General features: G+C 56.1%; 16 protein-coding genes. 3 read left to right on the top strand and 13 right to left on the bottom strand.

Annotated elements, in window-relative coordinates; all coding sequences use genetic code 11:
* Positions 1–4: 4 nt before the first annotated feature.
* The 9 genes from HMPREF2625_RS06010 to HMPREF2625_RS05970 all read right to left on the bottom strand — a co-directional run bounded on the left by HMPREF2625_RS06010 (position 5) and on the right by HMPREF2625_RS05970 (position 10,813).
* Positions 5–1,048, bottom strand: a complete 1,044-nt coding sequence (locus HMPREF2625_RS06010) for a glycosyltransferase family 4 protein (RefSeq protein ID WP_070522942.1) — start codon at positions 1,046–1,048, stop codon at positions 5–7.
* 78 nt (positions 1,049–1,126) lie between these two features.
* A complete protein-coding gene (locus HMPREF2625_RS06005; RefSeq protein ID WP_070522939.1) occupies positions 1,127–2,452 on the bottom strand; it encodes an O-antigen ligase family protein in 1,326 nt (441 codons plus the stop codon).
* A complete protein-coding gene (locus HMPREF2625_RS06000; protein WP_070522937.1) occupies positions 2,449–3,582 on the bottom strand; it encodes a glycosyltransferase in 1,134 nt (377 codons plus the stop codon). The genes HMPREF2625_RS06005 and HMPREF2625_RS06000 overlap by 4 nt, the downstream gene beginning before the upstream one ends.
* On the bottom strand, positions 3,579–4,670 hold the full coding sequence (locus HMPREF2625_RS05995; RefSeq protein ID WP_070522934.1) for an acyltransferase family protein: 1,092 nt from the start codon (positions 4,668–4,670) through the stop codon (positions 3,579–3,581). Before HMPREF2625_RS05995 ends, HMPREF2625_RS06000 begins: the two co-directional genes overlap by 4 nt.
* 9 nt (positions 4,671–4,679) lie before the next feature.
* The gene (locus HMPREF2625_RS05990; protein WP_070522932.1) at positions 4,680–6,923 is read right to left on the bottom strand and encodes an N-acetylneuraminate synthase family protein; all 2,244 of its coding nucleotides are present in this window, start codon (positions 6,921–6,923) and stop codon (positions 4,680–4,682) included.
* A 71-nt stretch (positions 6,924–6,994) separates the two neighbouring features.
* Positions 6,995–7,735, bottom strand: coding sequence for an acylneuraminate cytidylyltransferase family protein (locus HMPREF2625_RS05985; RefSeq protein WP_070522929.1), 741 nt, complete (start codon positions 7,733–7,735; stop codon positions 6,995–6,997).
* Entirely contained in the window at positions 7,735–8,823 is a 1,089-nt protein-coding gene (locus tag HMPREF2625_RS05980; RefSeq protein WP_070522926.1) for an RNA-binding protein, read from the bottom strand. Before HMPREF2625_RS05980 ends, HMPREF2625_RS05985 begins: the two co-directional genes overlap by 1 nt.
* Positions 8,814–9,812, bottom strand: a complete 999-nt coding sequence (locus HMPREF2625_RS05975) for a CgeB family protein (RefSeq protein WP_070522923.1) — start codon at positions 9,810–9,812, stop codon at positions 8,814–8,816. Before HMPREF2625_RS05975 ends, HMPREF2625_RS05980 begins: the two co-directional genes overlap by 10 nt.
* Positions 9,813–9,889: 77 nt before the next feature.
* Positions 9,890–10,813 carry a glycosyltransferase family 2 protein gene (locus HMPREF2625_RS05970; RefSeq protein ID WP_070522920.1) on the bottom strand — a complete coding sequence of 308 codons (924 nt, stop codon included), beginning with the start codon at positions 10,811–10,813 and terminating at the stop codon, positions 9,890–9,892.
* 237 nt (positions 10,814–11,050) lie between these two features.
* Here HMPREF2625_RS05970 and HMPREF2625_RS05965 point away from each other — a divergent pair, with 237 nt between their 5' ends.
* Together HMPREF2625_RS05965 and HMPREF2625_RS05960 are read left to right on the top strand one after the other, a co-directional pair.
* Positions 11,051–12,031 carry an alpha-1,2-fucosyltransferase gene (locus tag HMPREF2625_RS05965; protein ID WP_246826709.1) on the top strand — a complete coding sequence of 327 codons (981 nt, stop codon included), beginning with the start codon at positions 11,051–11,053 and terminating at the stop codon, positions 12,029–12,031.
* 56 nt (positions 12,032–12,087) lie between these two features.
* Complete coding sequence (locus HMPREF2625_RS05960) at positions 12,088–13,167, top strand: glycosyltransferase family 2 protein (RefSeq protein ID WP_070522917.1); 1,080 nt, start codon at positions 12,088–12,090, stop codon at positions 13,165–13,167.
* 86 nt (positions 13,168–13,253) lie between these two features.
* Here HMPREF2625_RS05960 and HMPREF2625_RS05955 read toward each other — a convergent pair whose 3' ends face one another.
* The 3 genes from HMPREF2625_RS05955 to HMPREF2625_RS05945 are packed head-to-tail and all read right to left on the bottom strand — an operon-like array spanning position 13,254 to position 17,201.
* Positions 13,254–15,071 (bottom strand): ABC transporter ATP-binding protein, encoded by a 1,818-nt coding sequence (locus HMPREF2625_RS05955; RefSeq protein ID WP_070522914.1) that lies wholly within the window; start codon positions 15,069–15,071, stop codon positions 13,254–13,256.
* A 7-nt stretch (positions 15,072–15,078) separates the two neighbouring features.
* The gene (locus HMPREF2625_RS05950) at positions 15,079–16,206 is read right to left on the bottom strand and encodes an acyltransferase family protein (RefSeq protein WP_083295632.1); all 1,128 of its coding nucleotides are present in this window, start codon (positions 16,204–16,206) and stop codon (positions 15,079–15,081) included.
* Positions 16,203–17,201: a glycosyltransferase family 2 protein gene (locus HMPREF2625_RS05945; RefSeq protein WP_070522908.1), complete on the bottom strand. Its 999-nt coding sequence runs from the start codon at positions 17,199–17,201 to the stop codon at positions 16,203–16,205. Before HMPREF2625_RS05945 ends, HMPREF2625_RS05950 begins: the two co-directional genes overlap by 4 nt.
* Positions 17,202–17,544: 343 nt before the next feature.
* Between HMPREF2625_RS05945 and HMPREF2625_RS05940 the strand changes: the two genes are divergently transcribed.
* Positions 17,545–20,289, top strand: coding sequence for an arsenate reductase/protein-tyrosine-phosphatase family protein (locus tag HMPREF2625_RS05940; RefSeq protein ID WP_070522905.1), 2,745 nt, complete (start codon positions 17,545–17,547; stop codon positions 20,287–20,289).
* A gap of 152 nt (positions 20,290–20,441) precedes the next feature.
* Here HMPREF2625_RS05940 and HMPREF2625_RS05935 read toward each other — a convergent pair whose 3' ends face one another.
* A complete protein-coding gene (locus HMPREF2625_RS05935; RefSeq protein ID WP_048778555.1) occupies positions 20,442–21,428 on the bottom strand; it encodes a ribose-phosphate diphosphokinase in 987 nt (328 codons plus the stop codon).
* Positions 21,429–21,464 lie beyond the last annotated feature (36 nt).

Genomic DNA, 21,464 nt, shown 5'->3' with positions numbered 1-21,464 from the left:
TGCACTAGAGATATTTCTCTAAAAGGTGGCGAACTCGTTCTCTGCCTGAGTCGGGTGAATATAGTTCCTGCCAGCGCCAAAATGCCGCAGAAACAATGTCATTAAGAATATCAGATTCTTGATAGAAAGCCTGAGTTAAATGTCGAATCTTTTCAACGAGGGCCGAAGGATCCTGGGCAGGGTAAATATACGGGTAGTCCTCCCCCACGACTTCGGGAAGGGCACCCGCATCGCTGGCGATCACCGGCACGCGGGCACTCATCGCTTCCGCAGCGACAAGCCCAAAGGATTCCGGGGCTTGCGAGGGCACTACTAGCATATCGACCGTGTCGAAGAGCTTTTGCGGGGTGCTCCAACCGAGACGGTCGGTGTAGCGTTCAATGTTTTCAAGGGCACGGGATACTTCGCGCTCTTCCTCGGCAGAGGCAAAGACGGGCGCTCCGGCAACCACGAGGCGGTATTCGGGGACGGTAACAGTACTGTTGAGGCGCTCGATCGCCTGGCAGAGGACGCCAACCCCTTTGGAAGGTGTGAGTCTGCCGAGGTAGCCGATGCGTACCACTCCGGGGACGGTGGACTTCGCCAGCGAGAGAGGGACTTCCTGCACCCAATTGGGGAAGACGGTCGCACCGGGTACGGATGCCGCAACATACTCGCTGGGAACGAGGGTTTGAAGGGCCTTTTTGCGAGCAAACGGTACTAATTTAGCGTTGGTACCCGTCGGCAGCTGATGTAGGTGCACGATGCGCCCTGCCCGTCCCCCGGTAGCGGCGGCAGGAACCAGCCCGTTACACCACAGGAGCGCATCCCGGTGCGCCCGGTGCCAGAGCCGCAGCTGAACCATATACTGCCTGCGCGTTTTGGCGGGCAGTACGATGCGTGTGAACCCTTCGTCGGCGGCCACTTCAATGAGATCCGGCGGGTTTGCCGGGCCTATGATGACAACCTGGTACCCGAGCCCTCGCGCCACCCGAGCGATATTCAGGAGCATGACTTCGCCCCCGCCTATATCGCCGTTATTGGTGGCTAGGTAGAGTTCTTTACTCATCTCGGGTGTATCTTTCTAGGTTTTCGGTACCGATATGCCAATTATCATAAGTGAATAGTCAAATATTTGGCGATGGCTCTAGGAGTTTTTGATCCGGTTCGCGATATAGGCGGTGATTTTTTCGGGTGATTTTGGCATTTCGATACGCCGGTCTACCCCCACGAAGTTTTCCGCCTCATACCCCGGCATGCCAAGTTCTCTGTTCCGGGCGATGGCGCCCGCGCGAACCGCATAGGCCATGACAATTGCCCAGGTAAAGGTGTAGAAGACCTCGCCCAGACTCAAACCACAGACGAGCAGGGCTATCGCTGCGCCCTGTCCCACTCGTTCTTCGACGGTCCAGGAGGTTTTTGAGACGAAGATGCGCATCCCCACGATAATCGTGATAGCGATGACGAAAACTGTCCAGACCCAGCCGCCCTCGGTACGAAGCACTAGGTAGGAGTTGTGATACACCCAGTTCCTATCCTGCAGGGGCGCGTAGGCTTCTCCAAGTCCGCTTCCAAAGAACCCCGCAGTTTCGGCTTTTTCTTGTGCCACCGCGTCAATACGTTCACGAAGCATATCGGAGCCCACGCGCGAGGCGAACTGCCCTACCTGGGCATAGTCCGTGGCGAGCGTCTGCACAAGCGCCCAGACCCCGCCCAACAGGAACATCCTCACCATAAAGTTGAATCGGGAAGCGAGCAGTACCCACAGCACGCCTACCAGGTACGCCGTGATGGAGGTACGCGAGTTCGTCAGCCACACCACCGAAGTTCCAAGCACGAAGGCGAAAATACGCTCGGGCATAGTGCGCATAATGGCGAAAGCGAGTACACCGAAGATAGCGTACGCCAGACCCGCATAGTTTTTATCGTGAAGGAAACCCACCAGAACGTTGCCGTCCGAGCGCTCGGTAATTCCCAGATAGAAGGCGGGAACGTTGATCAGAAGCGCCGTGAGGTATCCGGCTATGGCGGACCTAAAATGCAACCGCCCCTCAGCAAGATTCCACATCAAAATGGTGGTGAAGATCATGCGAACTAAGCGTTGTCGCCAGTCGAAAGCATCAGCACTGGCGGTATGCATAAGCGATACGAACATCATGTAGACCAAGCCCAGCCACATAATAGTTTTCAGAGATTTAAACCTGCCAAGTTCGTACTGTGCAGGCTTGGTAAGCCCGTAGAGTGCGCCGATAACCACGGCAATCTGGCTGAGGGGCTGGTTAATGACCGGCAGCACGGTAGCGAACACCATGGCACCGAAAATTACGAATTCGGGTATGCGCAGCTGATTGCTGTTGTCCCGCACGTAGTCACCGCTCTTTTTGAGCCCGTGACTAACGCGCGCAGAGAGGTTTGCGCTATCGTTCCGGTGCTGCGAGCTAGGCGATAGCGATGTTCCTAGGTGAGTGCTCATGCTAGTCCTTGATGCTTTTGTGTTTGAGTGTAGAGTTCTGCGATCTGCGCCGTCATCTCGGCGTTGGTTACCCACGTCCATGCTGAAGGGGCCGAGGCTTCACAGTTCCGCATAAGAGCTTCTAAAACGCTATCACAGAATGCGTTCTGGCGGCGGTTAACAAGCTCGTTGGGGGCAAGAATTTCGGGGTTTCCGCCCACGTTGGTTGCCACGGTTTTTAATCCGGCGGCTTTAGCGTCCAAGAGCGTATAAGAACAGTTCTCCCAGATGGATAGCTGAACCACCATATCGCTGCGGCCCATCGCTTCTAGGGGATCGACGAACCCGCTGAAGGTTACGGCATCGCTGATATGCAGCTCCCGCACCTGCTGCGCCAGGGTATCGGCAAGATCACCTTCCCCCGCGATTTCAAGGTGCGCCTTGGGGTACACGGTGCGCAGCTGGGCGAATGCTTCTATCAGCACGTCAATACCTTTTTCGGGCGAGAGCCGTGAGAGCGAGAGGATGCGCGGCGCATCCGGCTCGGTCGGCACGCGATGCTTGTGTACGGCGGCACGCAGCCGGGGTGCATCCACCCCGTTATAGATGATGCTCACCCTGCGAGCGCCCCATTTACGGCGCATCTGCTCGGCGGTAGAGCGTGAGACGGCAATAGCCGCATTGGTGCCCCACAGACGCACCCGGTGCACCTGTTCCATGAGTTTAGAACGCCAGGAGGTGCCGTGGTAGACGGCATCATCCCCCGCGATTCCGTGCTCGGTAGTGATGAGCGTGGGAACGGTCAGTGACCGGTTGGCACGCCGCCGCATCTTGAGGAAGTTGACGACGGCGGCGGCGATAACATCCGCATAGGCGAGGTGACTGTGTACGATAGCGGGCTTCTCTCGTTCAATAACATGTGTGAGCGAAGCGAACGAGGTTCTAAAACCGCGGCTCGGTCCGAAGGGCACGGCGTGAACGGGAATATTAAGCTCGCGAAGGCGCTCGGTGAGTTTTCCTTCGGGTGCGCAGACAACCAGGCGATACCCGGGAATACCGGTTCGGGCAACGTCAAGAACATGTCGCGCCACTCCCCCGAAGTCGGGAACCGGAACAACCCAGAGCACGGTCAAAGTCGCGGCTGTACTCATGCCCTCACCAGCTTTCGTGTCAGAACGTTACGCAGGGCGGCAGAAACTCGTGTCTCAACCGTACTATGCACGCACCACGCCCAGAGCAGAACCAGCGCGAGAGCCAATATGCGTGCGCCCCACGCCCCCGCCCAGGGGTAGAACATATCGATCAGCATATAGCCAAGCATCGCGTGCCCCAGATACAGGGGGTACGATATTGTGCCGAGCGCGTGCAAGGGTCCGCGCGCCAAAAACGGCACGTGGCGCACATAGATAACGGCAAAAAACACCGCACATATTATGGTGACTCCCACCCCGTGGGCGCTATCGTGCATCAGGAAGGCATTAATAGAGGCCGCCGCAGCACAGTACGGCATCAGCCAGTTAAATCTGCGGTCGTGGCTGTACATAAAGAACACCATGCCCAGACTAAACAGAGCCGCATGCTCGGCAACCACGCCCCACACCAGCATTTTAGGGGCACCCGTCAGGGACGCCTCCGGGTGGAATATGCAGCAGATGAGCAGCCCTAAGGTTGTCCAGCAAAAAATACCGATCGTGATCTCGCGGCGATATATTTTTCCACGCCGCACAGCCAGGTAGAGCCCCATGAGCAGATAGAACTGTAACTCGATGGCGAGCGTCCAATACACTTGATCGACATTATCGACCAGCATAAAACGCTGCATCATTGTCACGTTAATCAGGGTTTGCGCCACCGTAATATCCCGGCCAGGATTACCGTAGAGAAAATACACAGCCGCGGCAACCGCAAGCGCCAACCAGTAGGTTGGGTACAGGCGGGCGAAACGCGAAATACCAAATTTTAGGGCGGAACCGCTTTTGATAGCGCTCAACAAAATCACGTACCCCGAGATGATGAAGAAAAGCTGCACCCCTAGTTCTCCGAGCGGAATAGAGTACGGTTCGGGGGCGGTGCGCGGGTAGTTCTGCACGGCGGGGTACCCGAAATGGTAGGCCACAACGGCCAGTGCCGCTATTCCGCGCAGCCCGTCGAGTTCGCTAAATCGTCCGGGGGTGATGAAGCTGTTATCGAGTACTTCGCCGGGTTTTCGGGTGTGTTGAACGGTTCTTGGTGGTGTCACGAAACCGACCTACAGCCACTTTTCGAGGCGGTCTAGGGCGGTGAAGAAGCCTTCGCCGTTGTTGATATGCCCCTGCCAGATTTCGGGGATGAACGATGCTTTCGGCGCCAGCTCGCGCAGCTGCTTGCCCAGTGCAGCCCAATCGACATCGCCTTCACCTACCTGCACGCCTTCGCCGTCTACTCCGATACCGTCGACCAGGTGCAGGTGGATAGAGTGTGGTGCCAGCTGTGCTACCGCCTCCGAGAGCGGAATTTTGAGGAAATTGCATGCGAGCATAGTGTGTGAAATGTCCAGGCAGAGAGCACTGTCGTAGGCGCGCGCGAATTCGGCGGTGTCCTGCGGGTCAAGGAAGAGGTTGTGGTATTGCTGCCCGCCCATCAGCCAGGGGTAGGGCGGCAGAGTCTGTGCCGCTAGGCGCACCCCGGCGGTATCTAGCCGTCCCAGGGCTTCGCCGATGCGCTCGTACTTTGCGGCACGGGCGCTCGCCGGGATGTGCTTATCTTTGGTGAAGCCGCCCATCGTGACGACCATGACGGGGTCTTCGTCCACCGTAAAGTAGCGGGTCAAATCGCGGGTAATGTCGATGGTGCGCTGCACCTCGGCGATGGAACGTTCCCAGACTTCGGGGTCGCGGGAGGCCAGATCGACCAGAAAGTCCCCGGCGAAGAGGTCGGGCAAGTGGGTCGTGAAGCTCATGGGCAGTTTCTTCTCAAAGACCTCGTCAATATTGATGTCGAGGTCTTTGTAGGAGAAGTGGAATTCGAGGAAATCCGGTGTTGCCTCTTCGATCAGAGATTTGTAGTCGTGGTACCGTACCGGCAGGCCCCAGGGGCGTTCAAAGGTGAAGTCGCGGCGGGTTACGAAGTCGTCCTTCAGATCGCCCTCAAAAAAGAACGACCCTTCTTCAACGTCGCGTTGGATGGTACGCCCGAGCAGCTGCGGCAGGTAGTTTGGCTGCAGGCCGCGGCCGGGCGACTTGACGGCCACATCTGCCTCGGTGATTACCTCACCTTTGGCTATGCTGCGGGTTGCAACCAGTGATTTGGCCAGGTTCACGCGGTTCATCAGTTCACCGGTGGAGACCTCGCGGGGCGCGGCCGTGCCGATGGATTCCTCAATGTCACGAATCTGCCGCACCATCGCCGCGAACTCTTCGGGCAGCAGCGATACGGTGTGATCGTTGCCTTCCAGGGTTTTATCGGTCGTGAAATGCTTCTCGATAATCTTCGCACCGCGCGCAACAGCGGCCACGGGCACATGGTAGCCGCGTTCGTGTCCGGAATATCCGACCAGGCATTGGCCGATCTCGGCGAGACGGTCCATATACGCCAGGTTCACGTCTTTGAAGGGTGCCGGGTAGGTGGATTGGCATTGCAGCAGGGCGTAGGATGCGCCCGCCTTGCGCAGCAGGTTCACCGAGTCCAGGATTTCTTCTTCGCGGCTCATACCGGTGGATACCAGCATGGGCAGCCCGCGCGATGCAACATCGCGCAGCAGTTCGTGGTTCGTCAGGTCTGCGGAGGCAATCTTCATGCCCGCAATACCGTAATCGACGAGCGCCTGCACGGAAGGCGCATCCCAGGGGGTGCACAAAATATCCAGACCGTGCTCCTTGACGTGGTCGAATACCTCGTACATTTGCTCAACACTCAGCGAGAACCGTGAGAGCAGATCCAGGGTGTACTGAACGCCCAAATCCTCGCCCGCAGTGGCGCCGCCGCGCTGGCGGTAGAGCGCATCCAGATCGCGTAGCTGGAATTTCACGGCGTCCGCACCGGATTCCACCGCGAGGTCCACCAGCTCTTTCGCGAAGTCCACACTCCCCTGGTGGTTATTACCGATCTCGGCGATGATAAAGGCGGGCGCATCCTCGCTGATGGTGTGCTTTCCGATGCGCAGCACGTTCTGCTCGTCCATCGCCAAAGCCATCAGATGGCCGCGTTCGTCAATGAGCGGGATATGCTCGATACCGCGCGCGAAATAGCCGCGCAAAGATTCGGGGTCGCTATCGGCGGGAGCGGTCTGCGGGTTCGTATTCGCCGCCGCCAGTGCGCTGGTCTCTAGGGATGCGGTGGGGTTGGCGATCAGCCAGCGTCTGAAGTCCCCGTCCGAAAGTGAACCGCGCAAGATGCCGGATTCGTTGACTAAAAAGATGATGCGCTGACCGTTGGCAGAAATTTTGTGAAGCGCAGTCAGAATCGGGTCTTCGGCGAAGACCACATAGGGCGCGATATTACGTTCGATAATCACGGTTTATGATGCTTTCTTCAAGAAAACTTGTGTTTAGTGAGAGTGAGTGGTGGGTCTTTTGACGCTGAGGCTTAGCTTCTTACGCCGGGTTGTCCCTCAAGAATTTGCTTGAGCTGATGCTCGGCAACCGCAAAATCAATAGGAGCATCAATATCGACGCCCTCGACCTCATGAAGCGTGAAAAGATCAATGGTTCCTCCAGGATACCCCGCCAGACGGTTGTGGTGCTCGGTGTACACGTGAGTTTTGGTGAGGTAGAGCGAACCGTTTTCCCGGTACCGGAAGGTCTCCTGTGTGAGTTCCTGGCGGCGTGGGCGCGCCATAATCTCGAACTCTGCAGTAGGTTCGGCATCCGGGTGCCACCGCCAAATAAACGGGCCGATCGGGATAACCCCAACCAATGAGTCTTTGCCGTTCTCGGCGAATTGACGCACCGCGCGGGCCAAGGTGCCGGGCAGGCGTACCGGGCTGGTGGCCTGCAGTAGCATGACCGCATCCGGCGCCCAGCCCTCGCCCGTGTAGAAGTCGATGGCGTGCTCGATTACCGGTTCGGTGGCTGTGGTATCTTCGGCAAGATGTGCGGGACGCATAAACGGAACCTCGGCGCCGTAGTGGCGTGCGATGGCGGCGAGTTCTTGATCTTCGGTTGAGACCACGACCCGCACCTCGTGCTCCCCCGCCAGTTCGTCGCGGGCGGCGAGCGCCTGCAGAATAGTCCACGCCACCAGGGGTTTTCCGGCGATCTCGCGCAGGTTTTTACGCGGTATGCCTTTGGATCCGCCGCGCACGGGAATAACGCAGAGAACGCGCATTAGTATGCCTCCAGGTAGTCGATGATGAGCTGAGCGATAGTGTGGGCGGGCTCGACTGCGGGTTGCTCGGGCGCCGGCGTGGGGTCTTCACCCCAGCGGTTCATGCCGTAGCGTGCCCAGAATTCTTCGAGCCAAGCGGGCGGGTTCGGGTGGTATACCCACGCCGGAATACCGCGGATTGCGGCCTCAAGCACGCCGGTTGAAAAGACTGAGACCACCGGGTTCGGCACCTCGTTCAGGGGCGTAGTAGAGCGATCTATGGCGATGCCTTCTATCTCCCAGAGCGCGTGGGTGGCGCGGGAGAGTTTATCGGTTTCGTTCGGATGCGGCCGGTAGATGCCGTCGTGGCGTTTCAAAAAGCTGTGCGCGGCGCGGGCGAAGGATGCGCGCGGCAATTCCGCACCATGCATCTGCCCCAGAAACAGGATTTTGCCCAGGGATTTGGTAGTTTCGCCGTGCGTATTTTGGATAGCGCGGTAGAGTAGCTGTGAGCCGACGGTATGCGTCTGCACGTCGCGGCGTCCGGAAGCCCAAAATTGGGCGTCCTCGTCACTGAAGGCGAGCAGAGTTGACCCGATGGGCAGCGGTGGGGCGTGCGGAACCAGCAGCCCGTGCTGTACCACCCAGTAGGCTATGCCGCGTTCGCGGGCGAATCGGTAGGCCGCGTGACCGCGCGGCAGGTAGTGCCCTAAGGACAGCACGAGGCGCACGCCGGGCAGTTTTTCGGCGAGCTCATCGGCGCGTATCGGGGTGGCGGTCCAGTCTTTGCGGCTATAGTGTGTGCTGGCGTATTGTCCGTTGAGATATTCTGAAGCGTCGCTCGGGCACCAGAGCGCGACCCCCACCCCTTCGAGGTGTTTGAGCGGTTCCAGCAGGGCGTTGCGGCTTGTGGGGGAGAACGAGTCGAGCACGATCAGTACCCGCGGTATTGCCCCGCGCGTATAGAGTATGCCGGAAACCATGTCCTGTTGGGCATCTCTGCGGGCGCGCATCATGTTCTGGGCGTGTCCTTTCACCCAGCGCAGGGTGTTTTGGCGCTGCTGCCAGGCATGCCAGGCTTCGAGATCGACGGGGTAGTTTAGGCCCATAGTTTCTCCAAAATTTTGACGCGATCATCGAAGGTATGCTCGGCGAGGGTGCGTCGCTGCCCGGCCTCACGGATTGTATGCGCCCAGCGGGGTTCACAGAAGATGCGGGCGCACAGGTCAATAAGTTCTTCGGTACTCTCGTAGACCAGTACTTCGCGTCCGGGTTCGTAGTAGCGCGCCACATCGGCTCGGTCGATCAGGTGAAGTGCGCCTACGCCGGGGGCTTCGAAGGTGCGCATCGTGAAGCCGTCTTGGTTGTGGTGGATATTCAGGGTCGCCGGTGATGATGCCATGACCCCGTAGGCGGCGGATCGGTCGATATCGCGGTGTGCAGGAATTCCAGTGCCCTTGAATCTGCGGGTTCGGGCTATATCCCAGGGGTGGCGCGACCAGTCTCGCCCGTAGGCGCGCACGGGTATTCCCGCTTCGTGCAGAGTTCGCAGCGTATGCTCACGGTTAGGGTAATTCGCCCCGACGAAACTGATGGCGTCTTCGGTAACCGGCGCGATCGTGCAGTGCGAATCGTAGGCGTTGGGCATATCCAAGACGGCGTACCCTAGGGAGCGCAAGTATTCGGCATCCTGCGGGCTATAGCTTGCGAGCGCTCCAAGGCGCGGTAAATCTTCCAGGGTGTATGACATGCGACGCAGCTCGTCGTAGAGCCAGGTTCCGTAGCGCACCCCGGATTCTTCAAGTTTTTGCCACCAGGTATCCCCCAGCAGGTCGCCTTTGATGACGAGCACAATATCGGGGCGATACTCTTCAAACGCGGCGATAGCACGAGCGGTCGCCTGGGCTGCGGCGGATGCGGGCCGATATTTTTCGGGCAGTTCGTGCGCGAGTTTATTGCGGATACGGTCGGCAACTGTGCCGGGAGCATCGTAAATATGGGTGCGAACCTCGTATCCGGCAACGTTTAGCGAAGCCTCAATAGCCTTCCAATACCCGTGGAACGCTGGCGAAACCAGCAGAATCGTGGGGGCTCTCATCTCGTGTGTATCCTTTGTGGTTCTTCTCTGTCCTGTGATCCTTCGTGTGGGAAAGCCGCCTCGGTGCGGTTACCCGACTAGTTTTCGTGCCGCGTTCCTCGCCTGATCAGCTCTAGTTCGTGGTTCAGAATCTCGCGCGGGTTCACTCGGTGATTTCGCAGGGACCGCACCAGATTGAAGCCGTAATTGGCGTAGCTAGTGAGGGTTAGGGCGCGGCGCAGGTTCTTCTCGAACCCCCATTTTTCGGCGTAGATAAACCGTGCGGTGGTAAGCCATTGGCGGCGCCGGGATGAGGGGCTGGATGCGCCTCCTTCGTGGGTGACCGTCACCTCGGGCACTAGGATGCGCGGCACCCCAATCTCGGCTAGGCGGCGTTGGAAGTCTACTTCTTCGCTGTTCATGTAGAAGCGTTCGTCCATGCCTTGTACCCGTTTGTATACCGTGCGGGGCACCATCATGCAGGCGCCCATAACCCAGTCTGTTCCGTGGGGCCTCAAGGCGGTGCAGGCACTTATATCGTGCCCTGCCCCGCGATGCCACAGGCGCGTGGGTTTGAAGCGTGCCAGGGGTGTGAACCATTCCCACGCGATATGCCCCACGGTGGGGAATTTGCGGGCTACCCACTGGTGTTTTCCGTCGTGACCGACTACTTGGGGGCTGGCGAGCACCTGCGGATAGGCGGCGAGCGCCGTGAGCATCGAGCTGATGAAGTTTTCGCCGAGTTCAAGGTCGCTGTTGAGGATTATCAGCCAGTCTCCACGTGCGCGTGCAGCTCCGGAGTTTACGGCGCTGCCAAATCCACCGTTGCGCTCGCGGCGCACGATGCTCACGCCTTCGGTGTCGGGAAAGGGTATGGGTGAGCGGTCATCAGAAACGATAATCTCAAGATTTTCGGGGGTTATTCCCCGCTGCGCGCGCAGGCTGGCAATTAAATCCAGCACGGGAGCAGGTTCGCCATAAAAGGGAATAATGGCGGAGATAGTTTCTGCTGACGAAGTCACAAAAATGCTTTCTGTTGCGGTTTACATCTATGTTCCGGTCATCAAACATTGTCTGTAAACGTATGTGTTTATTCGTGAGGAAACTCTCGGCATACTGCACATAGTTGTTGCCGTCATATCCTCGTGAGTGAGTGTTACTTTATAATTCTAATATAGTATCGACATATCAGGTGACTACACAGCGTAATTTTGCCTCATAATAAAGGTATTGCGTGTGTAAATCCCAGGGAGTTATGTGTGAATCGTCGTTCTGAGTCTGAAGATAAAACCCGGTTAACAGAACTTGAGGGTATGCGCCCGCCGCATGTTGAAGCTTATTTTCGTGTGATGGGGTTTTTACGCCCCGGTATTGCACGGGTTTTGGATACAGTTCGCCACTCTCGCGAGAAAGTGTATATTGCGCCTCCTTTTTCTCGCGGCGGTAATTGGCTTTATCTGTTGGCGGCCGTTGATGCTGACCGTCGCGCCGATGCTGGGGATTTTTCATATATGCTCGATACTGCCGGTTTAGAACCTTGGCTTACAGAATTTCCCGCTTTGCAGGAACTCATGATGGATCCAAAAGATTTTAAGTTTTTACACCGGCGTTATTCTGGTCTTGATACCAATGTAGAAGATAGTTTTGCGCCCGGTTCTCTTGAGATTTTTGCCCGTGAACGATTACTTTCTTCTGAGCATTTTAGGCAGCGTATTCTTACAGTAGGCAATATTGTAGGAAGTAATACGGTGGTGCTCAGTATTCGGCGCGGTGATTATTATTCTGTTCCCGCAATTCGGCAGCGTTACGGTATTGATACCGTAGCCTATGTACGTGAAGCCCTGGATCAGGTTCTTAAGCGCATGAGTCCCAGTAATTTCGTGGTCACGAGTGATGACCCGCAGTGGTGCCGTGAAAACCTGAGTTTTCTCGAAGATATTGCCCCGGTGCTCTACGATAAGACCGGCGAGGGTATGTTCGCGGATTTAGCGGTTCTTGCGAAGGCGCGCTGGCTTATTCTTACAAACACCACGTTCGGGTACTGGGGCGCTTATATGGCGCAGGCAGATCACCCCGTTGAGGTGTACGTACCGAATGCCCACGAGTACGATGCGAAAACCCGCCAGCCTATCGTGGTGCCCGGAACTGTGCGTCCTCATCCGCATTTCTCCCGCTGGCATGCGGTTAAGCCGCCGCACGGGGGAACCTGGCTTCTGCCTGAAGAAGGCGATACCGTGTAAAACCCTATACTTCACTCTTTCACAACTCACTCATACTCAAGCACGGAAGATAACCCATGAACATCAAATTTCTCGCGCCGTTTAAATTTTCGCAGCGAATCGTATCTAACTCCCGTAGTTTTTTCTCTGGACGCCTTGAAAACTCGCGTTTTAAACCCCGTTTTCTAGACCCGACTGTTCGCGGGCTTCGCACTGGAAAACATAGGCTTTTTCTGGCGCAGCGCGATCTGCGTACCCGGCGTGAGGCACGTACCCTGCTGAACACAGGAGATTTCAAAAACCGCTACCGGGCGTTAGAGAAGACCTTCGAGCTCCCTCCCCTGCCCACGACCAAGGGCGTGTGGGCGGTCGCGATGGTCAAGAATGAGGCGGATGTGCTCGAACGTTCCCTGCGGCATCTGCACGCCCAGGGGGTGGCGCGCATCCTGGTGGTCGATAACGGTTCGAATGACGGCACCTTTGAGCTTCTTCAGCGGCTTAGCCGCGAGCTTCCGCTGAGTGTTGGGCGTGATCGGGAGCCCGCCTACTATCAGTCCGAGAAAATGACCTATCTGACCCATCGTGCCCAGCGAGCCGGTGCCACTTGGGTGGTACCTTTCGATGCGGACGAGTTTTGGTTCGGCGTTGAAGGTACTCTCGCCGAGGTTCTGTCCACCAGCAAAAATACCGTGGAAATCTCGCAGCTCTACAACCTGTTTCCTACGGCCTCGGGAGACCTGGTGCTCGATACAACCGCGCATTTTGACCCGAAGGTGTGCTTTAAATCCTGGCGGTCATCGGTCGTCACCATGGGCAACCATCGGGTGCTTCGACCTGGGACGCAGGGCACCGACAGGGTGGTTATCTTACATTTGCCTTGGCGTTCGCGGCAGCAGCTGCAGCGCAAGCTCATGCAGGGGGCAAAGGCGCTTGAGCTCACCGATTTGCCGGAAGATTTGGGGTATCACTGGCGTAAAAATGGCGAGCTGAGCGAGAAACAACTTGCCGATATTTGGTTGGATCTTATCGCGGGCAGGCCCATTCCCGTAAATCTTGCGTGGCAGCCGCGCGGAAGCCTCTATCCACTAGGCAGCGATATACCGCAGGATGCGCACAGCCTTAAACCCTTCCTTGAAGCCCGGCCAGAGACCGCCTAAAACTAGCATCCGCATAGACCTGTGCCCGCCTCCCCAAGATTGGGAGGCGGGCACAGTTTTAATGTTTTTCAGTTCGATTCGCCCGACTATTCGGGAAGCTGCCCTAAACGCACCAGATTGGCGAACTCTTCATTCTGCTGCTGCACCTGCGTGAAGGTTCCCTGCGCGGCGATTTCACCCTGCGAAAGGTAAATCAGCTGATCCACATTGCGCACCGTCGAGAGGCGATGCGCCACGATAATCACGGTAATATCCCGCGAGATACGCTCGATCGCCTGGGTAATCTTATGCTCGGTCTCGTTATCCAGGGCGCTGGTGGCCTCGTCCATAATGAGCACGCTGGGGTTGCGATAGAGCGCGCGTGCAATGCCTAGACGCTGGCGCTGACCACCCGAAAGCCGAACAGCATTGTGCCCAATCATCGTCATCAGCCCGTTCTCCAGGGAGTCCACAACCTCAGTAAGCTCGGCGACAGCCAAGCATTCACGCACCCACGCCTCATCAATCTCATGAGGTTCAAGCCCGAAAGCAACCGCCTCCAGCACCGTAGAATCGGCAATGAAGACATCCTGAGGCACATACCCGATGCGCTGAAACCACGCGGGTAGATCCTGCTCGATCGGCACTCCATTGCACAACACACGCCCCTGTTCAGTACTGAAAAGCCCCAAAATCAAATCAACCAGGGTGGTCTTTCCCGAACCCGAGCCGCCCACGAAGGCCATCGACGTCCCCATAGGGATCTGCAGGTTAATGTTCTTCAGCACCGGCTGATCACCGTCGGGGTAGGTAAAGGAAAGGTTCTCCACCGTAATAGTGATGGGCTCAATCTCACGGTTTACGTACTCTGCCTGAATATCAGAGTCGGGAGCAGGCGGAAGATCGAGCTTCTTCCCCTGTTCATCAAGCATCCCAATTTCGCGGACAAGCTCATCGCTGGGTTTCTCACCGGAACGAATATTACCTAAAGACGCCACAATGCGCGTGTAGTTCGGCAGAATACGGATGCAGGCACCAGCGAAAAGGAGCAGATAGGGTGCGCTATCGACTCCCTGAGTCATGCTCATGATCGCTAGAAGTGCGGCGATTCCGAGAATAAAAATAATTTCAAGGGTATACTTTGGAAGTTCTTGAAGGAAAACGTTCCGCATATTCGCATTCACCGAGTCCATGCGCTTGCTCTGGTACCGGTGTAGGTACCGTTCGGTCACACCGTGCATACGAATCTCGCGGAACCCAACCACAGCATCAAGCGCTGCATTCATCGAGCCGCGCGTAGCTTCCAGGATAATCTCGCCCTGCTCCTTGTTTTTCCTTCGCAAAACGTATTGAAGCGCAAAGGCAGCCACGCCGAAGTAGGCAAAAGCGAAAAGCGCGGGAAGCGGCATAAGAACCAGCAGCATCACCATGAGCACCACAATAGAGAGTAAATCCCCGATAAAGCTCATGACACCATTTACGAAAGCGCTGTACGCCTGCCCCACAATGTCATTAACCGAGTTAAGCACCGCCGCTGCACCACGCTTACGGTGAACCAGATAAGGCTCACGCATATAGCAGTTGAGCAGATTCACCGAGGTAATGCTCTGCTGAGTAGCAATAAACCCCAGACTCCAGCGCTTAATAACCAACGACAATACACCCTTGATGACAAAGGCGAGCACCAGCGCGATACCAAAAATCACGATAAGCTGCGTGCGGTCGGAGTTGCCGAAAAGTTCCGCGACAGTTCGCAAATATCCAGTAATAGGGGCGCCCATCGCCAGGTTAACGATAGGTAGAATAGCCGCCACACCCAGCATCTCGAAAAGAGACACCACAAAAAGCCCCAGAATATTGAGGATTAAAATATAAAATTTTCGTCCAGGAAAGAAGATTCTGAGTTTACGATAAATATTTTTCATAAAAACCTCACAGAGTGCGCGTGGATGCCTTGAGAATCATAATACGTGCGGGACGTTCGATCGCATGATGCGCAATAATCGCTGCAAGTATAGAAATCACCAAGATTATGAGCATCATCAAGATTCCCCGTGCATCCATGCGAATCATATCGCTCCCTAAAGAGGTCTTGATGAATCGGAAAATAACAATTTCATGGACCAGATAGAAGGCAAAACTCACCTCACCGAAATACACGAGAGAGCGGCGTATCCAATTCCCCGGCACCGGCTCACCAACCTGATGATGCGATTGCGCGCGCTGTATATCGTGAAGCGCAAACATCCCAATCAGCAAGAACCATACCGGGTCAAGCACAAACCCGTTGATGGTCTGCGGCAAACTAACTTTAGAAACACCAGAAATCCAGGCTAAAGCAAGTGCTGTTACCGCCCACAGTTGCCAGGTACGTATCCGTGGCATCGCTAAATCGCCGTCACGAACTTTAAGCGCCAGCAGCCCTAAGAGCATGCCTAAGGCGAACTCACCCGAACGAAGCAACGGGTTAGCGTACACCACAACATCGGCGTAATTAGAGGTAAGTGCTATAGCGCTCGCCACCGCCGCCGTCAGCAGGAACCAGCCCGCCAAAACGGTATATCCCGCCTTCGGGGAGCGGCGGCTGAGCCAACCCAACACGAGCGGAGTACAGGCATAGAAAAAAGCCTCGCAGCCTAAAGACCAGCTCACCCCATTGACCGAAAAAATATAGTCCCAATTCGGCACCCAGGTGTGGAGCAGAACCAGGTTGCTTAATGTAGCACCCACAGATGGGGCTTCCTGAGTCAGGACGAGAATTGCCAAGGCAAGTGCAAAGAAGAAAAGGTGCAGCGGGTATACACGCGCAAATCGGCGCAGGTAGAATTTCTTGGCTCCGTCGGCAGGCTTATACGACCAGGTCAGCACAAAGCCCGAAAGCACGAAGAACAATGCGACTCCTACATATCCCACGGATGCGCTAGGAACCACATGCGCCCACCTCGTATGGTAGAAAAAGACGAATAGCGCAGCCGGACCCCGCAAAATTGTCAGGCTATCCAGCATAACGTACCTAGTACTAGGTACTCCTGCCATAACGGGTGCAGATTCTTTACTCATGATGATCCCCCAGCATTACCTGAGGCATCAGAAGAGAATTTGTTTAAGGAACCGTCTTCGTTCCAGCTTCTCCACCGCAAAAATTTTCCGCGCACCATAGGACCTTCAGCTTTGAACTGGATGCGCTCATCCGGCAGACCGTGAGAGATATTGGTCCATACCTCTTGAATCTCACTATCGCTGAGCTTACTGCCAGCAAGCCAATGCGGAGTAATCACTGCGGCGTCTCGGCCTGTGCTCACAGCGCTGGTGACCCCTTGCCGAACTTTTCGCGCAATCTGAGTAGCCCCCCGATACTGCACATGCACGATCTCTAAGGAACGTTCATGAGCGCCTAAACGGCGTACTTCGTGGTTACCACGTACCACAACAGCAAAAGGATGGGCACGAAAGGCCACCTTTCCGGGGAAGGAATCTGCCGTATCCATCACAAGTTCCGTGTTGATAACATCACTCGGGTTCTCCGTGACAGGTACCGAATGATGAAATCCGGCATAAATTACCGAGCTTTGGCAGGTCTGTAAAAATTTTGCGAGCGTATCTGAAGGCGCATACCAAAATTCGTCTGCGTCGAAAGGAATAACCCATCGTGCACCGTATCGCCAGGCCAGATGCGCTAACCACGTCATTTTCTCGGATTGTACATACGGAATGTAATTATCTTCAGCATAGATAATTCTAGAGTCGTGAGTTGATCTTTCACGAATATATTCCCGGGTACCATCATGCGAAAGATTATCCGCAATAAGCAGCCGATGTACTCCCTGTTGAAACATATGGTCAATAACAGAAGGCAAAATATCTATTTCATCTTTAACCATCGCAATACCCCATACTTCTGTACGGGGGCCTCGATAGTGTATAGATGGCGTGTTAAAAATGCGGATACCACGAATTGCGGCGTATTGATCTCGCCATTGTTGAGGGGTTTTACGAGCTTTGAGTGAATAGCTTAGCTGCCCCAGTTCAGTCCGCAGTGCGGTGAGGAATTTCATGAATTGTGCTTTCGTGAAACGGCAGGCGCCGATAAAAATACACGTAAAATACGTATGTAGATTTTAGCATGCAGATCAGGATTATTTTCAGACTATGCATATTTCTACTTAATCTTTGCGGCGTATAAGACGTATTATGATACATAGTTTTTTCGCGAAAATTTATCCGAGTAAACACTACCGTCGTGTACTCTGCTCGTGCCTAACACAACATCGAGATACACGCTAGGAACCCTCCAAAGACTGACAAATTGTGTTCTACAGGTAAAATAATAGGTGAGTAGCCCTGCCCTGGAGGCAATGCAATGCGCTTCTGGAGCGTCCGAGACTCTGAAAGGTATCCATGGGAATTTTTAATATTCAGTCCCTCAGGGACAAATATCTGTCTGACTCTGGTGTACCTGCCGGGCAGGATAACCGTGAGTCCCCCTCCGCCGATACCGCTTCCGGACGCCGCCGAGCAGGGGGCTCCTCAAGGTCTTCCCTTCAGGACGGGGTCGCACGTTTGAGCGCGCGACATGACCTGCCCCAACGTTCCGCACGCAGCGCTTCCCGTAGGTCACAGGATCTTCCACAAGAAGTACGCTCGCTCGCTGCTCAAAAGAGGAAAGCGCGAGAGGACGAATCCCGCTCCCAGGGTTTGCATCACACTGGGCCGGTAACATCCAGCATTAACATACGCGCGGCACGCGATATTGCGGTCGCCGAAGCAGAAGAACGGCGTGCTGCAGAACGTGCTGCAGCTGAAAAACAGGCCGCAGAGAGGCGGGCGCAGCAGGCAGCCGATGCTCGCCGCCGTGCCGCAAGCATACTTTCTTCCGCCACGGGGGCACAGCGTTCCGTGGGCGGCAACCGTAAAAATTCTCAGGCGGCACCACAGACGCAGTCAAGCCCGATGGTTCGGAAAACCAGGTCGATTAACATCGGCGAATTCCACGGCAAGATTTCAAAGCGTAAAAAGAAGCCAGAGCAGCAGATTACCAAGCCGACGACGAACAGCGCAGAGCTGGATCAAACGGTTCTCATGGATACCAACGATGTGCAGGCTGCGGCACAGCGTTACGCAAAACAGCATAAATCTCAGCAGCAGACTCCTCGCGTGGAAAATACTGCTGCGCGTACAAATTCTCCGCGCCCGAAGACCGCACGGATACCCATAACCCAGCGTTCCACCTCGTCTCGTTCACAAGCACCCGGCGCAGCTGCGGCGCAGAACAAGCGCCCCAAGTCTGGCACGGCGCCGCAGAGGTCAGCTCAGGCGCGCACCGCATCCGCAAAAACAACTGGCGCGAAAAAGGTACGCCCCAAGAATTCGATTGCCAAGAACCCTGCAGCTCGGAATGCTGCCTTGAAGAATACGGTGCGCACCAACCTTGCGCGTCAAGCAAATGAGCAAATGGCGCAGCGCCAGCAGAGTCCTTCATCGGCGCAGCAGAACCAGAGCCAGCCCACCCAGCAGCGCGCCCAGGCACATCAACCGCAGCGAAGGACCCACCAACAGCCAAGGCCCGCTGAAGTAGCTTCGCGTTCCTCGGTGCAGTCTAAGCCGGTTCAGTCGCATCTTGCGCAGTCCGACCCTGGCTACTCTCCCGCCAAAATTGTTGCCGCGGCGCAGGCTCGCGCACGCCAAGATGCTCAGACTCATAAAAAGTCTGAAACTCCCCAGCAACAGACTCAACAACAGAGCACGGCAACGGCATCTACAGCAGCAACCCATAACCCGTGGAACAGCATTCCCACACCCCAGAAAAAGTCTGCTGCCGCTAATCCGTGGAATAGCATTCCGGCAACATCCAAGCAGACCCCGGAGGATATTCCAACGAGGCAAAAGCAGAGTGAACCCTCTATCAGCGAGAAACTTGCGAACAAGCCCGAGTTCGCGGGGTTCGATATGGAGAAGCTTCTGCAGCCTGGGTATAAGCCGCAGACCCGTAAAGAGGCAATCGCCATTCGCCGCGCACAGGAAGAACTGAATCTTCACAGTGGAGAAAATCAGCAGTCTCAGACAGAGGAAACGCAGCGCCAGGAAGATGAAGCGGCCCGGCGCGAACGTGAACGCGCGGAAGTTCACCGTCAACGTCTAGAGGCTCGCCGTCGCCGAGAAGAACAGGCTCAGCGCACGCGCGCTGAAGAATCCAATGCCGGGCAGCAGAACGAGCAGACTCAGTCTGAACGAGAGCAGCGCGAGCAGAATCAGGCTCAGCTGGTGCGAAAACTTGCTCAGCGTGATAATGCTCGTCCCACGTCTAACGAGAACACCCGCACAGAGCCCTCGCGGCCCGCTCACCAGACCTTGAAGGTGCGTGATGGCGCAAACAACACGCTCTCTACTTCCGCCCAGGATGCGCAGGATACGGATACGCAGAGTGCCCAGCCAGCAGCTCAGCCGACGGGTTTCCGTTCGGCTCCTGCCCAGGCATCTGTGCATCCGACAGCTTCCGTGCGTCCCGTAAAACGGGCAGCATCCCATGCTTCTCCGTTTAAGCTCGCGCCGGGCGAAGTTCGCTCGGGCGTGGTGCGCAGGCGCAGGCTCGCTCCCAGGCTCCAGGGGCCTATGGAAGCGGTCTTCGTGTGTACCGGGAACGTAGCGCGCAGTGCGGCGGCAGAGATTATCGCAAGCCAGCTCTCCGAAGAATACGGTCTGACCGATGACTGGATTTTCACCAGCGCCGGAACTTCGGCACTTTCGGGCTCGCGCGTATACCGTCATGTGGGTAAACAGCTTGACGAGCGCGGCTACGATATTTCCGGGTACCGCGCCAAGCAGCTCACCGAAGACATGGTGGAACGCGCTACCCTGATCCTGGTGGCGGAGGCGGAACACGCCGATTGGATTATCCGCGAATGGCCGCAGTACCACCATAAGGTTCATCTCATCAAGCAGGTAGCTAATCTGAAGCAAGAAGTCGGTTCCGAGGCAGAACCGATCTCATACCTGTACAGCCATAATCAAGCACCGCGCTCAAGCGATAACATTGGTGATCCGTACCGTCAGGGTAAAGAGGCGGCACGCATCGCGGTTGATGAGATTGAAAACTCGCTCTTCGAGATTCTGCCGTGGCTCTCGCAGGCACAGGTGCAGAACTAAAACAGCAGATTATGAGGGGCATAGCCTCTAAGTAGTTAATATCCCCGTCTGAGCGCTAGCGTTCTCAGACGGGGATATTTTTCTCGGTCTAATAACATCACCCCGCGCCGAACTGTTGAAACTCGGCCACGGGGTGAATGCGATAATACGGTTTAGGCGTGATCGTTGAAGATGTTGGTCACAGACCCTTCGTCGAAGACCTCACGGATAGCACGTGCAATCAGCGGAGCAATCGATAGAACCGTCAGATTATCGAAGGACTTCTCGGCAGGCACGGGCAGAGTGTTAGTGACAACCACTTCGGAGGCACCGCATCCGGAAAGAATATCGACGGCTGCACCAGAAAATACGGGATGGGTTGCCGCGATAATGACTTCTTTCGCGCCCTTATCCTTCAGAACCTTGACCGCGCCAGCAATGGTTCCGCCGGTATCGATCATATCGTCGATCAGTACGCAGGAACGCCCTTCAACGTCGCCCACGACAGTCTTCGAGACGGCGTGATTCGGCACGTTAATATCGCGTGTCTTATGCACGAAGGCCAAAGGGGCACCGCCGAGCAGAGCTGCCCAATGCTCAGCAACGCGCACACGACCGGTATCCGGGGAAACGACGGTCACGTTCTCGGGGTTCTCAACGCGCCCGCGAATATAATTCGCCAGAACTGGAATAGCGAAGAGGTGGTCGAGCGGACCGTCAAAGAAACCCTGAATCTGCGAAGTATGCAGATCGACGCACATCAGGCGGTCCGCGCCAGCGGTCTTGTACAGATCGGCAATCAGACGAGCCGAAATAGGTTCACGTCCCTTATGCTTCTTATCCTGACGGGCATAAGGGTAGAAAGGCGAAACTACGGTAATCGAGCGGGCGGAGGCACGTTTGAGCGCATCGATCATGATGATCTGTTCCATCAGCCATTCGTTGATGGGCGCCGGGTGCGACTGAATTACGAAAGCATCGGCGCCGCGCACAGATTCCTCGAAGCGCACATAGGTCTCACCGTTGGCGAAGGTATACGCAGAGGTCGGCAGCAGGTCATGCCCCAGTTCAGCAGCGATTTCTTCGGCTAGTTCCGGATGCGCCCGCCCGGACACCACTGCCATTTTACGCATCCCAGGATTGGTAATCTCGCTAGACATGATTGTGTTCGCTTTCCTTGTGAACTCGGTGTGTGA

It is taken from the genome of Rothia sp. HMSC064D08, from assembly GCF_001809525.1.
In the GTDB taxonomy this organism is placed as follows: Bacteria; Actinomycetota; Actinomycetes; order Actinomycetales; family Micrococcaceae; genus Rothia; species Rothia dentocariosa.
This window is presented reverse-complemented; position numbering and strand designations above follow the sequence as displayed.